The organism is Bacillus sp. sid0103 (genome assembly GCF_019219025.1).
The window spans coordinates 42,035-57,751 of record NZ_JAHUWN010000020.1 but is presented as its reverse complement, the minus strand read 5'-3'; the positions used below and the strand labels follow the sequence as shown (position 1 = coordinate 57,751).

Here is a 15,717-nt window from a genome sequence, read left to right as displayed (position 1 = left end):
CTCTGGGGTGATGCCTGTATGGAAATGAAGAAACTCATGGTTCAAGAATCATCGGTGGCGTATATAGATAGTGGGAAAGGGAAACCAATCGTTCTTCTCCATGGCTTTTGTGGTAGTTCTAGTTATTGGGAGTTTGTTATCCCAGCGTTATCAACTGAATACAGGGTGATTGCTCCCGATCTTCCTGGACACGGACAGTCTGAGCCTTTAAAGGGAAGCAGTTCGATTGAGGATATAGCGGATCAAGTGAAAAAACTGCTGGATGCATTAAATATATCTGAGGTAACAATGTTTGGTCACTCATTAGGCGGCTACATCACATTAGCCTTTGCCGAAAAGTACAGCAGCAAATTAAATGGTTATTCTTTGATTCATTCCACCGCATTCCCTGATTCGGAGGACGCGAAAAAAGGCAGATTAGCTAATATTGAAAAAATAAATAAGTCCGGGATTTATTCGTTAATCGATGGCTTGGTACCGAAACTATTTTCTCCGGAAAACCAAGATGAGAATTATGTGGGGACGGCAATGGAAATAGGCTATTCTACTTCCGCACAAGGCGCGATCGATACCCTCCATGCGATGAAAGACCGGCCAGACCGAAACCGAGTATTAGAATCCTCGACATTGCCTGTTCTGTTAATTGCCGGTGAGGAAGACCAAATCATCCCAGTAGAAAAAACATTTTCCGTCAGCAAGGCCAATATTAAGCAATCATTAATAAAAGAATCGGGCCATATGAGTATGTATGAAAATCCCATGGAACTTATTTCGGAGCTACAGGGATTCTTAGCGCCAATTTAAGGTCGATGATAGGAACCAATTAGGTTCCTTTTTTTTATAGATATATTCCAATATAGAACATATTTATATATTAAGAAATAATTGTTGACAATCCAACTAAACTATTGTTATTCTATAAACAACAAAGATTCACATTAGAAAACAAACAAGCTTCTTATTTTTTTATCTCTTTGTTTCCTTATATGAATTTTTTTTATTTATTTGTATTAATTGCTGTTACAAAAATCTTATCTTCATTTGAATTTATGTTAAGAATCAAAAAAACAGCCAACCTAATGATATAAGGTTTGTATTAATCAAAAGAAAGGATGATGGTAATGAATTCACCAATGATTTATGAACTTCGTCGACCTGCACAGACTGAACCAGGTAAATCCTATCCTGCGTTGTTTTTAATGCACGGGATTGGCAGTAATGAACAGAATATGCTGTCGCTTGTAAACGGATTAGAAGACCGTTTTTATATTTTTAGTATCCGTGGCCATCTTCCACAACCACCAGGTTACGCATTTTTTACCATTGAAGGATATGGAAAACCGCATCGGGAAGTGTTCGATGAAGGTATCCTTAAACTGACTAGCTTTATTGACTTTGCCTGCGCTGAATACCCAGTGGATGAAAGTCAGCTATTCTTACTTGGCTTTAGTCAGGGAGCAATTTTGTCGATGACGCTAGGGTTAACACTGGGCAGCCGAATAAAGGGGATTATTGTACTAAGTGGATACATTCCTGCTTTTGTAAAGGAAGAGTATAAGGTAAAGCCAGTTGATAAAGTTTCATTGTTTATTTCTCATGGTGAGTTGGATCAGGTGCTTCCATTTGACTGGGGCTTGGCAAATAATGAGTATTTTCGAAGGCTAGAGTCAAATGTAACCTTTAAAACTTATCCAGAAGGACATACCGTTTCGATGGAAAACCATAAGGATTTCATGAACTGGTTAATAGAAAAAGTAGAACAATAAAAAAATCACAAAAAAGGGGAAAATAATTATGTTAACAAAATTTGAAGCGAGTACCTTACTTATAAGAGTCATATTAGGGATTACATTCTTTGTTCATGGGGTAGTAAAATTTCAAGGCGGAATTGAGAACATCGTTGGCTGGTTTGACAGTATTGGTTTACCAGGATTCTTAGCATATGGGGTTGCAACGGTTGAAATGATTGGTGGTGCTGCAATAGTTCTTGGATTAGGTAGCAGAATAATTTCAGGATTATTGTCGTTGTTAATGGTTGGTGCCATCGTAAAAGTGAAACTAGCTGTAGGATTTTTAGGGAACGGACAAATGGCTGGTTACGAATTGGATTTAGCTTTACTAGCTATGGCTGTGTTTATTGCGATTAATGGTAGTAAAATGTTTGCACTCGATCAACTCATTTTCAAAGGACAGAAGGAAGAAACAACCTCATTTTCAAGAAATTAACCTAACTAAATAGGGGGAAGTTAAAATGCTGCCATCTTTTTTTATTGCTCATGGAGCACCATTATTAGCAATTGAGAACAATGAATATACTCAGTTTCTAACTCAGCTCGGGCAAACACTGCCCCGGCCCAAGGCAATTATATTATTTTCGGCACATTGGGAATCATCTATACAAAAAGTAAGCGAAGTGGATACCTATGACACGATCTATGATTTTGGTGGATTCGACCCAGAACTATACACGATTAAATACCCGGCTCAGGGGAACGAACAGATTTCTAAAGAAATTAAAGATTTGTTCACGAAAAACGGTGTCCCCTTTGATGTAGAGACGAAACGCGGACTTGATCATGGGGCATGGGTAGTTCTTCGCCTTCTCTATCCTAATGCAGATATTCCAGTCATTTCGATGTCAGTTAACCCAAATCTTACACCTTCAGAGCAGTATAACATTGGGAAAAGCTTAGCATCGTTACGCGCAAATGATGTTTTAATTATTGCGAGTGGAGGAACCGTCCATAACCTGAGAGCTGTGAAATGGACAGATAATTCCATTGACCCATGGGCGCTTGAATATGAGAATTGGTTGACTGAACACTTAAACAATTGGGACCTCGATGCATTATTTAAATACGATTCACTTGCACCTAATGCTGAATATGCCGTACCGCGTTATGGAAATGAACACTTTATTCCACTTTTCTACGCATTGGGAGCAGCAGATGATAGCCAGAAAGCAACATTGCTGCATCGCAGTTTTCGATATGGAAATTTGAGTCATAGTGTTTGGCAGTTTGGGTGAGTTAGAAATGAATAAAAAAACCTTCCACGTTGGAAGGTTTTTTTATTCATTATAAAATACTTCAACTGGCAAATGATCAACATAATGACCATTAATAAAAAATGCAATCTCAATAGAACCTGCTTGCGTATAAAAAGGGACAACAATTAAAACTGCATCACCAAGTGTATGATTGACCTCGACAACGATGTTATCTTTACCTCTCCAGTTAAATCCTGCATTTGTAATTAATTGTTTTGCGTTCTTAAATTCCTGACTACTTAATAAATCTGCGACAAACTTATTCTTTTCCGATCCAATAGCTGTTGTAACATCGCAACCGCAATCATGGTCAGTTGTGGGTAAACCAGGTTTCGCGGCTGCTTTAGCGGTATTGCCAGTAGTCACAAACAACGATAATGCAATAATGATTCCACCTAAAACGGTTAATACTTTCTTCATCTTTTCTCCTCCTTTATTTAACCTCCTTAACTTCATTCTCTTTTTTTCGACATACTCCTTCAATAATTTTGGAAAAATATTCGACAAATACCATTTTTTATTACAATTTCGTGTCAAATTGGGTGTCAGGCACCTAGATGTTGTCGTTTTTCCATAAATAGGGTCTAATAAGAGTAAAAGGTAATAAGGGTGGCAATGTGTCATTAGACCCGACATCGAGCAATAAAATGAATTTATATACCTAATTTTACAAGGCTTAATACTATTGCAGATTGGTTTATTGGGGGGGTAATAGGTTAATGAGTTATAAGTTCTGTACGGAATGCGGAACGAAGGTGGAAAAGCATTACCGCGTTTGTACAAATTGTGGAAAGCAGTTTGCTAATGTTCAAGACAACTATGATCAGAGTGAGGCGGGCATTGCTTTAGGAGGAACAACATCGCAAAATTTTCCGGAAATAAAGGAAGAGTTAGGAAACAATACAAGGTCAACCAAACAAATTTCACGAAGAAAAAAATTATTTCTTACGATTGGGGTAATTCTTGTAGTGCTTTTATTTGGTGGATATTATCTAGGGTCCACGCCGACCAGTAAGAAAACAGTGATTCAGAAATTTGAGAAGGCATTACAGGAACAAGACACGACTGTCCTAGCTGGGATAGTAACTACGACCGATCCGAATCTGAAAATTACTAAGAAGTCCTTATTTCCTTTCCTTTCATACATAGAAGACCAACCACAAAACCTTACTTTTTCAGGACTGGAAAAGATGGGATTTGTATCCATTCATCCATCAGGGAAAAAGTGGCTCTTTTTCGATCATTATAAAATTTATATTAAGCCGTTTTATCCGTTTATTTCATCCAATTTTGACGGAACAGAAATTATTATCAATGACAAAAAGGTTGGAAAGATTAATCGGGGTGAAGGGAAAACGTTTGGACCTTACCTGATCGGAGAATACAGACTTAAGGCAGTCTACAAAGGGAAATACGCAACTATAGATAAGGAAGAAGTAATCGACCCTCAGAGTATTACGGGTAAGAAAATGGAAGTTAATTTGACCCTTCCCGAAAATTATCTTTCCATTTATTCTGATCGCGAAGATGCCTTTCTTTATGTAAATGGCAAGAATACGTATCAACGGGTAGGGGAAATGGATCGGTTTGGACCTGTCGTATTTGATGGTTCTATTACGATCCATGCTGAAACAGAAATCAACGGAAATGTGATAAAAAGTAATGAAACTACATTGGTAGACGAGGATTTCAGAGATATTGGCTTGCTATTTAATTATCAGAAGGAAAATACTCCTGTAGAAAGTAGCAAAGTGACTACCGAAGAAGAACCTCCATCTACTGAAGTGGTTGCCTCTGATGAAGATCTTTCATTTATTAACGTTGAAGCTGAAGTGAAAAAAATTAGGACAGAATATAATAAAATTAATAAGGTGCAAAAAGACTACACAACAATTAAGCAGAGTAGAAATTTTACTCAGTATATTAATGAGAATGGAATTATTAAGAAAATTGTGAAGCACGAAAATGGATTAACGACTGAATATTATTTTTGGAATGATGGTTCACTGTTTTTTATTTTTACGACCACAGCTAAACCATTAGAAAACCGCTACTACTTTAAAAATAATCACATGATTCGCTGGATTGATTCAAACGAACGGAAAATCGATGTTAATAGCATCAAAGTGAACCAGGCATTTAAAGACTGGGAAAACTATCGGGTGAATCAAATACTTAGTTCAGTAGATTAAATCAACTAGTTCCGGAATGGATTGAATCGATTCCTGCAACAATCAGACAGGAATTAGAAAAACATTTATATGATTTTTTGGATAGTGATGAAAAGATTGGATATTAAGTTAGAGAGGTGCATTCTGGGGTACCGAGAATTTTAATTAATTAAAAATAGAGGTTATTTTAGTGGAATGTTTAATTTTGAAGCAGAAAAATAAAAAACCACTCAGAGTGGTTTTTTAATCTCGCATTGCTCCTGCTTCTCGTGAAGTCATTGCACCTTGTCCTTCGCTTACATCTTTTTGAATTTCTTGTTTTACTTTTTGTGCATCAGTTCCTGAAAATTCTGGTTTCATAATAGAACCCAAATTCTCTTTAGCTTGTTGATCCTGTTGCATACAAGTCCTCCTCAATTTATTGTTTAACAATCTTATTATTTACAAAAAAACACTCGGTATATCCCGAGGATTGAGCGAATTTCACTTAGAGTAAAGGGGGCTTTCTTTGAAAAATTGGGTTGCTGCGGTAGCCCCTTTTTCTTTTTCGACTAACCCCTGAAACATGTTTATTAAAGTAGGGGGTGAACAGTTTAGCTAAAGGAATCAAGTCCAAAGGGGGCGACGTTCTACCCTGACTACCGTAATCATATGACCATTTAGAAATAGGTTAAACAGAAAAATCTGGCTAACCTTATATTACGAACGAGGGCTTTAATTAAAGTTCCTAATTTGAATTTAATACATACATCCATGGAAGCAATGGCATTCTAGAATCATGTTCAGAATGAAATAGTTAAATATTTCATAATAAGTTTAGGAAATAAGATGAATAATAGGAAAAAAGGACAAAAAAAATGCAGAATAAGTTAAGATTTATTTCCATCGTGTACATCATTTTGCTTTCTGTGGGCTTGTTTGCCCATGTTGAGATTATTCCTTTCCTGTTAACGACAGCAAAAAGAGATTCTTGGATTAGTATCCTAGTAACGCTCATCATTCTACCTTTATGGATTTTTGTTCTTTATAAGATTGTTGTCATAGTAAACAAGAGATCCATCATTCAGCTTTTGAAGGATCATGGGAGCCCGCTTAGTTATTACCTCCTTCTTCTACCCTTAGCCATATATATGCTGATTGATGCTTTTGTGACGGCAAAGGATATCATTTATTGGTCACAATTGAGCTACATGCAAGGGTTTAACAGTTTTACACTGGCGGTTGTGCTGCTTTTATTTTGTTTGCTATGTACCGAGTCTGGTTTGTTTTCGATTGGACTCTTAAGCAGTATTCTTTGTCCTATAGTCCTTTTCTTAGGCTTTTTTATTTCGTTTGCAAATATGAAGAAAAAGCATTTTGAACTTTTATTCCCATTGTTTACGGATGGCTATTTACCAATGACTAAGGGGCTTATCTATACTTCTTTGCCAATTTTAGAGTTATTTATCGTCATATTTTTAACTCCTGTATTACAAAAGGCTGTTTCAAGAAAGCAATTATTCGTTGTTGGATTGGTTATCATAGGGTTAATGCTAGGACCTACAATCGGAGCGATTGTCGAGTTTGGACCTGAGCAGGCTTCGGAGTATCGATATCCCGCATATGAAGAGTGGCGCTTAATTTCCATTGGAAGATATTTTTCCCATGCGGATTTTTTTGCGATTTTTCAGTGGCTTTCAGGTGGAGTGATTAGAATCAGTTTATTTGTATTCATCGCATGCCGAATTCTTACCAAAGGAATGGCGAATGTAAAAGTAGTAAGGATCCTATATGCTTTCCTTTTTATCGCATGTATCTATCCATTTGATCAAAGCCCATTCTCTACCATTATCTATGGATATTTCAGACCTCTGTCGTTCATTTTATTAACCATACAAATCTTAATCTTGGCGTTATACATTGTGAAGAATAAACAGAAGTGGACAGGAGGCAAGATTTAACATGAACGGACATCTTCTCTCTATTGAAAACTTGCAGCGACTTTTCAACCATTCGTCTGATATCGAAATAAAAGAGGAGCATACTTCAATCTTTGTGTATTGTAAGACCATAACAGATACTAGTCTGATTCCCTCGTTCATATTGCCCTCTGTTGAAACTTCCAGCTCCATATATCAATCTTTAAAGATGGAGGTTATCAGCAAAAAGGATATCGATGCTGAAAAAATAGAGAAGGTTATTTTCTCGGGGAAGCTAATGGTCATACCTGCTGGAGAGAAGCTGTTTTTTTATGATATCAGTAAATCTCCCGCAAGACAGCCTGATGAGTCTGTGGCAGAAGTTTCGATTCGCGGCCCGAAGGATGGATTTGTCGAGGATATCACGACGAATCTTGGATTAATCCGCAAAAGGTTACGGACGAAATCTTTAGTAGTAGAAGATTACACAATCGGCAAAAGAACGAATACAATGATTTCTCTTCTTTATATAAAGGATATTATCAATGAAGATATTTTAAGAGATATACAAGGACGTCTTACTGCTATAGATGTTGATATCCTGACAAGTACCTCGATGCTGATAGAACAGATAATGGAACACAAATTCTCACTTATTCCTCTAATAGACTATTCCGGTAGAGCTGATTTCGTCTCAGAAGCCATCAATCAAGGGAGGTTTGCCATTATCGTGGATGGAGCTCCCACTGCGTTGATTGCACCGATTGATCTTCCTTTTCTTTTTAAGACTCCTGAAGATGAAAACACGAGTTTTTATTTTGCCTCATTGGAAAGAACATTGCGAATTATAGGTCTCTGTACGACGACTTTTTTGCCAGGCTTTTATGCGGCGCTAATCACACATAATGTTGGGCAATTACCCCTTCCTCTTATTGCAACGATTGCGGTTTCAAGACTAGGGCTGCCATTTTCACCATTATTAGAAATTCTAGTTATGCTTATCATGTTTGAGCTATTTAAAGAAGGTGGAGCACGCTTGCCGAAGGGAATCGGACAAACCGTTGCCGTTCTTGGTGGTTTGATCATAGGTGATGCAGCCATACGCGGAGGAATTACATCTCCGACAACTCTTGTTGTTATTGGGGTCACCGCCATTTCCAGCTTTACTCTTGTCAATCAGTCTTTATCAGGGAATATTTTTTTTATCAGAGTGTTTGTTTTACTTTTTTGCTACTTCATGGGGATTTATGGATTTTTCACCAGTCTGTTATTCGTTTTTCTTTACTTAACAAGGTTGAAGTCTTTTGGAGTTCCTATTTTAGCAGATATCTCTTCTCCAAATGGGAAGGATATTATGTTCGCTTTTTTCCGCATTCCTTTTTCATTCATGAAAAAACGGAAGGCATCTTTACAAATTAAAGATGGCACAAGATCAGGTGAATAGATGAGGAAATTTTTATACATTGTCCTACTATTTTTTGTTTTAACAGGATGTACGAAAATTAATGAAATTCAATTCCAAGCCTATGCAGTAGGAATTGGAATTGACTATCAGAATGATGAATATCACGTCATGCTCCAGTTCTTAGATTTTTCAAATGTAGCGAAATCGGATCAGGGGAAAAGTGCTGAACCTAGCCCGGTCTGGATTGGAGAAGGAAAAGGTAAAACTCTGGAAGATGCGATGAATAAAATCTATCATGGTATTCAAATTCCCGTCAATTACGACCAGTTAAGTGTGTTTGTTTTTGGAAAGTCAGTCTTAGAAAAAAGATTAAGCAAAACAGTAGAGGCGTTAGATACGAATTTCAATATACGTCTAACAGGATGGGTTTACGGTACAGAGGAACCGATTGAGAAGATTTTCACCACAAAGGTTCCGTTTTATTATGCCTACTCAAACGCAAGAATTGTTCAGCCAGAATACATGCAACAACAAGATTCCTCCGTTCCAGCTTTATCACTGCAGGAACTAATTTATAAATATAATGAGAAAACAAAAACGATCCTAGTGCCAAGTATATCGACGAACGATGAAATCATGAAGAAGGATCAAGAGAAATTGCCTGTAACCATTATAAATGGTGCCTATCTCATGAAAGGGGCAATACTGAAGGGGCATTTAAAAGAAAAAGATCTTGAGGGTTTTATTCGTGTGAATAACAAATCAGTCCGATCACCTCTCATTGTTCGTGGAGGGGAAGAGGAATTTGTTCAAATCGAACTATTGAACCCAAAGGTCAAAAGAATGGTGAATAAAGACGAAAATGGGATACAAATTGGTTTAGATATAAAAATCTCTGCCATTGTCAGAGAATCAAGCAAAGAGATTATCTCCCCTAAAATTAAGAGACAAATTAAAGAAAAATTAAGAAACGAAGTATTTACAGCATATGAAAAAGGTCAAAATATTGGTGGAGATATTTATCAATTTGAGGATTATATATACCGATTTATGCATGATGATTGGAAGTCATTTCAAAGCAGAGGGAAATTCCCTATATTAAATAAAAACAATATTCATATAGAAATAGCACCATTAAAAAGCATAAGTAAAATCAATGCCGGGATTAATACGCTTCTTAAAAATGGGAAATGATACCAACTAGCCATCTTCTTTTGACGGATGGACAACAACAAAGAGCAAATTTTTATACAGAAACAACTGATGATAGACATTTCAGAACCAAAATTGGATTATAGAAGTAACGGGCAGGTTAGCGGAAGAAGGCATTTAGTAACGAAGTATAGAAATAAAGGGGTATAAAATGAAAATTCAAAGGAGAGGAATGAGGTTAAATGTAAACGTATTTAATGAGTGGACACTATCATGCGTTTTTGTTGACAGTGTCCTTCATTTTCAACTACCCTGTGAACCACTATGCGTGAGAACTTTAAAAACTTAATCTTGGAAGGTATTAGAAAGATTTCGTAGAATCCTTTCCAATGTGGATAACAGAACTGATACATCATCTTATAAAGATGTTTTTTGCGAAGTTCCCTTAGGGCTACCTGTAGGTTGATTTTTATTTTCACTCTAATCGTTTGATTTTTGACGTGACACATGTCCTCGTGACTAATGGTCTTCGGATTCAGCCTTTTTAATTTTTACTCCTATAACTAACATTATTAACGTGGAAGATGGGAATGCGAACGAGTTCCTCATTGGCGACCAAATGAACAAAATCATCTTTTACCTCACAGAGTACTCCCTTAACCACTTCAGAACTGCCACGATTAATTTTTACCCAATGATATTTCAATGATTTAAGTAGGTCTTTGAATTTCTCAGCTTTTTTAAAATTCTCAGGAATTTCAACGTCGAAATCCCACTTCCCCTTCATATTTTCTGTAAAACTTTTAATGTGATGAGTTTTGTAATAAACGACTCCATCCTCTTCTGTAAGAACGGCGATATAATCATGCCCTTCATCCAATAACTTCCCAATTTTGGATTCCGATCCGTCTCGATTAACCTTGATTACTGTATCTTTAAAATATTTCATGAGGTCATCACTCATATAAAAAATCTCCCCTTTGAGTTATTTAATTACACTGCATCATATGTATAACGGGAGAAACTTGTCCTAAGCAAATGGCCTGTCTTTGTTCCAATCTTATTAAAAAGACTTAAGTTAAGGCACCTGTAGGAATTGCACGACGAAACGAGACTTATTTTCGCATTTAAACGAGAGGTACTAGGATTAATTCTCACATGTAAATTGCCTGGGGCAAATAATTTTCCCTTGTTAGGTGATCATTTAAGTGGGGAAGCTAATTATTTTAGGAAATGATTAATTGAATTAAATGAAGTTAAAATGAACCCTCTTCTTGATGCCATTTTTAAAGAAAATGTCTTCTTCTAAGGATGGTTTCGTGATTTATTATGAACTTTTACGAAAAGAGTCTTTATTTTTGAGAATATCAATCTTTATAAAAGCAACCGTAAAAAAGGTTAAAGAATCTTTTCATAATTAATAAGAGTTAAGTATTCGTTAACTTGTTGCTCCCCTGTTTTTTTATAGCCAAATTTTTCATAAAAATGGCGATTTCTACGGTTTTCCTTAGGGGTATCAAGTGACCACTTTTTAACTTTAGGGAATTGCCTTTCCAACTCCTGTAAAATTTTTGATCCCAATCCTTTATTTTGAAATTCAGAACCAAGGAAAATTCGATACAAATAATTATGATCTTTTGTTTGCTTTACAAGACAGATTCCTCCTGCAATCCTGCCATCAACGTAAATAGAATAGTGCAAAGAATTTTGCATTCTAAAAAAAAAGTAATCCAATGATTCAGTTGCAGGACTTGTATGATAATCCTTATATTTGATTAAATCTGAATGAAACGCTTCTTTTTGAATCTTTAACAATTCGTATGCTTCCGCATGCTTTGATGGTATTATCTTAAATTTCAATTTCCCCACCTCTTACACCATTTCTGTCATTATATGAACATCTGCCATATTTGTTTAATTAAAAGATACAGTTCCTCAGTTATCGCAAATAAGGACTTACGCTCGAAAAATGTGCTTCTCTTTTTATAATAATTCTTCTTTAACTAACTGGGAGTTTAACAAGAAGACAGTAAATCGGTGCCTGATGCTAATTGTCTTGTTAACACCAGAACAATGAGGACTTATGACTATACCGCAAATAAAATAACAGCCAAGAAGACACTTACAAATAGGCAAATATCTATTCCTCTTTAAAAATGGACACATACACTATTTTTGAAACGAGATGAGGAGGAGATATAAAATGGAAAGAGATTTCTTTGGAAGCGGTATGGGTTATGGAGGTTATCCTGGTTATGGCATGGGTTATGGCGGTTACCCATTCCATCATGGTTATGGTGGTCATCCAATCCATCATGGTTATGGTGGTCATCCATTCCATCATGGATATGGTGGCTATCCATTCCATCATGGATATGGCGGCTATCCATTTCATCATGGATATGGTGGCTGCTGTTAGAGATCGTTCTTGCTAGACTCTTTAATTAATATTAGTTAATTTTGCACATGACGTTGTTTTAAAAATGAACATTTGTCTTATTGGGGGATTTTTCCACTATTCCTGCTATTTATGTCGGGAAAAACCGTTTTAACAAATGTACCAGTAGTGCAAAACGGCGATAGGGTTTTGGATGTGGAAAGAAGATGTTAAGATCAAGGTAAACGTACAAAATAGGTGCTAAATGGGTTAAAAAGGCTAATCAATAATATGAAAAAAGAGCAAATGGGATTAGCCTGTTTGCTCTTTTTAAGATTCCCAACTGCAATTTTATATAACTGACTGTTAAGTTAACGAAGAGCCAGTGCTGTCGAAGTGGCAGCTTGTTCTTATTATGCTAACGGGCAGGTTTGGCGAAGAAAGAAAAAAGAATCTTTTGTTGAATATTAAGTTCAATTCGAAGAAAGGAGAGGTTCATCTATTCATGGAATTTTCAATGTCTCAATTATTGGCTTTAGAGAATATTACAAGGTATGCAAGGAACCATAAATGGTTTTACCAAAAAGGATTTGTGTATAATAAAGGCAGTAAAAGTTTGAACACAAAATAGGGAGATTATATGGCGGTCAAATACAAAGATATAGCGGATGGTTTAGAACAAGAAATTCATGATGGGAAATTTGATCATACGAAGAAGTTACCGACTGAAGATGAGTTGATAAAAAAATTTGAAGTGAGCCGAAATACGATTCGAAAAGCAATTAATCAGCTGGTCAATCGCGGTCTAATCTACCAGGTGCAAGGCAGTGGCATGTTTTTACGGGAAAAGTCTGAAACGGATTATATCAATTTAGGCAGCCTTAGAGGATTAACAAAAGATTTGACTGCCAAAAACATTGAGACGAAAATTTTGGCCATCGATGTGATTGAAGCAGATGAATTTATCGCGAAACCATTGCGTTGTGAAGTGGGGGCTAAACTTTATTATATAAAGCGGCTGCGAATCGTCGACAATGAACCTTTTTCGATTGAAATAAGTTACTATAAAAAAGATATTGTGCCCTATTTAAATGAAGATATCGCATCGAGCTCTATTTATAGTTATCTTATTGAGGACCTGAAGTTACAAATTGGTTTTGCTGACAAAGTGATCAACTGCGAAAAAATCGATGAAGAGAGTGCGAAGTTGCTGCATGTTCATCCGTTAGATCCAGCATTGATTATTGAAAATACTGTTTGCTTAACGAATGGAACCATCTTTGAATTTTCTAAATCATTATTTCATTATCAAAAAGCAAAAATCTTAAATCGAATTAATTTTAAATAAAAACCGGAAAAGACTTCGCGTCTTTCCGGTTTTTTGCGTGGGCCCAAATTGTTTTTTAACTTACTCGTATGTGACATGCGCCCCACATCATACATTTTTAAAAGGGAATTCATTGTACTTCATAACGATTTTCACCAAACTAACGCACCTGCTGCTAGAAATAGGGAAGAGCAAATGAAAAAACAGGAGGGGCTGAGTATGAAATTTACGATACAGTACATTCCTCTGGAAAAAATCAAACCTGGCCTATCGATGAAAATTACAGAGCACCTTAAGAAACTTCAGAGAGTTATGTGGGACTGCATGTTTGTTTTGGTGGTCAAAAAAAATCGGAAGGATGGCAGTTACATTATTGTTAGCGGGCAAGATCGATTCGAATCCCTTAAAAAACACACCAAAAATATTTATGCGCCCTGTATTGTTGATAAAAGTAGTCGTTCACCTGGAATGCTATCGTGGTTTCATCGATTTCGGAACAAACAACCTCTTGATGACTTTCCTTTGATGCCGGCCAGCTGGTCAATCGTTCGCTCCTTTTTAAAACAAGAACCACGTTTTAAACATCTTTCCCGTTCCGAGCAAATAAGAGTGCTCCTTATAGCAGCCCATTACAAAAAAACGGTTATTTTTTCCATGAAAACAACCGTAAATGATATTCTAAGAACTAAAAATTGATTTTTTTAGCAAAACGTAATGCCGCCCGATTTTACTACATAATGAAGCGAAATCGGGCATCCCGTTCCAAAAATCAAAAATAGGGTGCACTGTCATGGACTGTTTTTGATGAAATTTGGGAGTGAAGGATGTTACATAATGTGGTAACTCCCTGTTTTAATAATGACTCATTCATAAAAGAGTAACTTATACGCAAGTGATGATTTTCGTGCTCTACCGGGTAACAAGCTGATCCGGGCAAGAAGGTTAGTTGCTGATTTTTTGCTTCTAATAGCACTTGATTACTATCCAGCCAAGGTGGAAGACTGACCCACACGTTTAATCCCCCTTCTGGGATTTGCCATGATACCCCCTCAGGCATATGTTCTGAAAGTAATCCAAGAACTAAATCGCGCCGAATCTTTATTGCCGTTCTCAATTTTTTATAGTGATCCATCATATTTTTCGAGTTGATAAACGATAGAATGGATTTTTGAGTGAGTAATGGACTCCCAAGGTCAGTATTAGCTTTGGCAGCCAACAGACGATTGAAGACGGTGCCTGAAGCAGCCAATATGCCAATTCTAGAACCTGGTGCCAGTGTTTTGCTTAATCCTTTCAAGTAAATCACATGACCGTTATGATCGATACTTTTAATGGGAGCCGGCGGCTTTTTCGTAAAATAAATCTCACCCCATGGATCATCTTCAATAATAAGGCTCTGGATACCTTGTGCAATATCAAGAATTTGTCGGCGGCGTCTAGATGTCATCACAGCACCGGTTGGATTATGAAAAGTTGGAATCGTATAAATGATTTTGGGTTTATGTTTATCACATAAATTTTGGAGGATATCAACGCGCATTCCGTCCTTATCAACCGGCACGGTAAGAATTGTGGCTCCTCTCCCTCGAAATACATCAATTGCTCCTGGATAGGTGGGGGCTTCCATGACCACCACATCTCCCGGCCCAACAAATGTACGAGCAACAAGATCAATCCCTTGTTGTGAACCACTCGTAACTAAAAGGTTCTCAGGAAAAGAAGGAACTCCTGAACGTTTCAAGTACTCACACATTGCCTTTCTGAGTTCTGTGTCGCCTTGAATCTCTCCGTATTGAGACAATATCCTCGGGTTTTCGGAAAGCATTTGGTGAATCTCACGTTCTAAATAGCGATTTGGTAGAAGCCCGGGATCAATCATAGAGGAGGAAAGGTTAATCTTTTCAGGGACAAGATGAAATCGGCCAAACTGTGATCTTGGTAAATAATCTTGAACTGATAGCTGCCAATCAAACGAAAAAGTCTCATCTTTTCTTTCCTCATCCGCTTTTCGTGCCTCTTTTACAAACGTTCCTTTTCCTTGGACAGAAGTGATAAAACCTTCATGCTCCAATTGCCGATACGCCTTGACTGCTGTAACCAAACTGACACCAAGCTGTTTAGATAGCTCGCGCACGGAAGGTAATTGGAGACCTTCTTGCAAAAGTCCTGATCGGATGCGATCGACAATCGCTTGATATATTTGCTTTGATAGTGAAACCTCTGCATTTCGTTGAATTTCGATTTGCATCATGAATATCCCCTTAGTGTTATACTTCCGTATTGAGTGTTATACAGTGTTCAATATAAACTATTCGTAATTTAGTTGGTTTACATTATA

General features: G+C 36.8%; 16 protein-coding genes and 1 pseudogene. 12 read left to right on the top strand and 5 right to left on the bottom strand.

Translation table 11 applies throughout. From position 1 onward, the window contains the following. Positions 1 to 18 precede the first annotated feature (18 nt). From KW850_RS20980 to KW850_RS20965, 4 genes are all read left to right on the top strand, one after another. A complete protein-coding gene (locus KW850_RS20980; protein ID WP_218349711.1) occupies positions 19 to 804 on the top strand; it encodes an alpha/beta fold hydrolase in 786 nt (261 codons plus the stop codon). Between the two features lie 317 nt (positions 805 to 1,121). After that, positions 1,122 to 1,766, top strand: a complete 645-nt coding sequence (locus KW850_RS20975) for an alpha/beta hydrolase (protein ID WP_218349710.1) — start codon at positions 1,122 to 1,124, stop codon at positions 1,764 to 1,766. Positions 1,767 to 1,794: 28 nt separating this feature from the next. Continuing rightward, the gene (locus KW850_RS20970; RefSeq protein ID WP_218349709.1) at positions 1,795 to 2,226 is read left to right on the top strand and encodes a DoxX family protein; all 432 of its coding nucleotides are present in this window, start codon (positions 1,795 to 1,797) and stop codon (positions 2,224 to 2,226) included. A 25-nt stretch (positions 2,227 to 2,251) separates the two neighbouring features. Beyond that, entirely contained in the window at positions 2,252 to 3,028 is a 777-nt protein-coding gene (locus KW850_RS20965; RefSeq protein ID WP_218349708.1) for a dioxygenase family protein, read from the top strand. Between the two features lie 42 nt (positions 3,029 to 3,070). Here the strand turns inward: KW850_RS20965 and KW850_RS20960 are convergent, their stop codons facing one another. Then, positions 3,071 to 3,469, bottom strand: a complete 399-nt coding sequence (locus KW850_RS20960) for a hypothetical protein (protein ID WP_218349707.1) — start codon at positions 3,467 to 3,469, stop codon at positions 3,071 to 3,073. Positions 3,470 to 3,768: 299 nt separating this feature from the next. On the opposite strand from KW850_RS20960, the gene KW850_RS20955 reads away from it, so the two are divergent. Then, entirely contained in the window at positions 3,769 to 5,241 is a 1,473-nt protein-coding gene (locus KW850_RS20955) for a zinc ribbon domain-containing protein (RefSeq protein ID WP_218349706.1), read from the top strand. Between the two features lie 222 nt (positions 5,242 to 5,463). On the opposite strand, the gene KW850_RS20950 is transcribed toward KW850_RS20955, so the two are convergent. After that, positions 5,464 to 5,622, bottom strand: a complete 159-nt coding sequence (locus KW850_RS20950) for a hypothetical protein (protein WP_218349705.1) — start codon at positions 5,620 to 5,622, stop codon at positions 5,464 to 5,466. A 455-nt stretch (positions 5,623 to 6,077) separates the two neighbouring features. Between KW850_RS20950 and KW850_RS20945 the strand changes: the two genes are divergently transcribed. Genes KW850_RS20945 through KW850_RS20935 form a run of 3 tightly spaced genes read left to right on the top strand, consistent with a single transcriptional unit; the run spans position 6,078 to position 9,717 of the window. Next, positions 6,078 to 7,160 (top strand): GerAB/ArcD/ProY family transporter, encoded by a 1,083-nt coding sequence (locus KW850_RS20945; protein WP_218349704.1) that lies wholly within the window; start codon positions 6,078 to 6,080, stop codon positions 7,158 to 7,160. Position 7,161: 1 nt separating this feature from the next. Then, on the top strand, positions 7,162 to 8,562 hold the full coding sequence (locus tag KW850_RS20940; protein WP_218349703.1) for a spore germination protein: 1,401 nt from the start codon (positions 7,162 to 7,164) through the stop codon (positions 8,560 to 8,562). After that, positions 8,563 to 9,717, top strand: coding sequence for a Ger(x)C family spore germination protein (locus KW850_RS20935; protein WP_218349702.1), 1,155 nt, complete (start codon positions 8,563 to 8,565; stop codon positions 9,715 to 9,717). Between the two features lie 502 nt (positions 9,718 to 10,219). Here the strand turns inward: KW850_RS20935 and KW850_RS20930 are convergent. Then, the gene (locus KW850_RS20930; protein ID WP_218349701.1) at positions 10,220 to 10,639 is read right to left on the bottom strand and encodes a hypothetical protein; all 420 of its coding nucleotides are present in this window, start codon (positions 10,637 to 10,639) and stop codon (positions 10,220 to 10,222) included. Between the two features lie 132 nt (positions 10,640 to 10,771). On the opposite strand from KW850_RS20930, the pseudogene KW850_RS20925 reads away from it, so the two are divergent. Continuing rightward, positions 10,772 to 10,981: pseudogene (locus tag KW850_RS20925) on the top strand (DUF2935 domain-containing protein); the annotation flags it as partial. A gap of 92 nt (positions 10,982 to 11,073) precedes the next feature. On the opposite strand, the gene KW850_RS20920 reads toward KW850_RS20925, so the two are convergent. Continuing rightward, the gene (locus tag KW850_RS20920) at positions 11,074 to 11,535 is read right to left on the bottom strand and encodes a GNAT family N-acetyltransferase (protein WP_218349700.1); all 462 of its coding nucleotides are present in this window, start codon (positions 11,533 to 11,535) and stop codon (positions 11,074 to 11,076) included. A gap of 343 nt (positions 11,536 to 11,878) precedes the next feature. Between KW850_RS20920 and KW850_RS20915 the strand changes: the two genes are divergently transcribed. The 3 genes from KW850_RS20915 (at position 11,879) to KW850_RS20905 (ending at position 14,075) form a co-directional block, all read left to right on the top strand. Next, complete coding sequence (locus tag KW850_RS20915) at positions 11,879 to 12,094, top strand: hypothetical protein (RefSeq protein ID WP_218349699.1); 216 nt, start codon at positions 11,879 to 11,881, stop codon at positions 12,092 to 12,094. Positions 12,095 to 12,692: 598 nt separating this feature from the next. Continuing rightward, positions 12,693 to 13,400 carry a GntR family transcriptional regulator gene (locus tag KW850_RS20910; protein WP_218349698.1) on the top strand — a complete coding sequence of 236 codons (708 nt, stop codon included), beginning with the start codon at positions 12,693 to 12,695 and terminating at the stop codon, positions 13,398 to 13,400. Between the two features lie 198 nt (positions 13,401 to 13,598). Further along, positions 13,599 to 14,075, top strand: a complete 477-nt coding sequence (locus KW850_RS20905; RefSeq protein ID WP_218349697.1) for a hypothetical protein — start codon at positions 13,599 to 13,601, stop codon at positions 14,073 to 14,075. Positions 14,076 to 14,148: 73 nt separating this feature from the next. Here the strand turns inward: KW850_RS20905 and pdxR are convergent, their stop codons facing one another. Further along, on the bottom strand, positions 14,149 to 15,627 hold the full coding sequence (gene pdxR / locus KW850_RS20900) for a MocR-like pyridoxine biosynthesis transcription factor PdxR (RefSeq protein ID WP_218349773.1): 1,479 nt from the start codon (positions 15,625 to 15,627) through the stop codon (positions 14,149 to 14,151). Between the last annotated feature and the right edge of the window lie 90 nt (positions 15,628 to 15,717).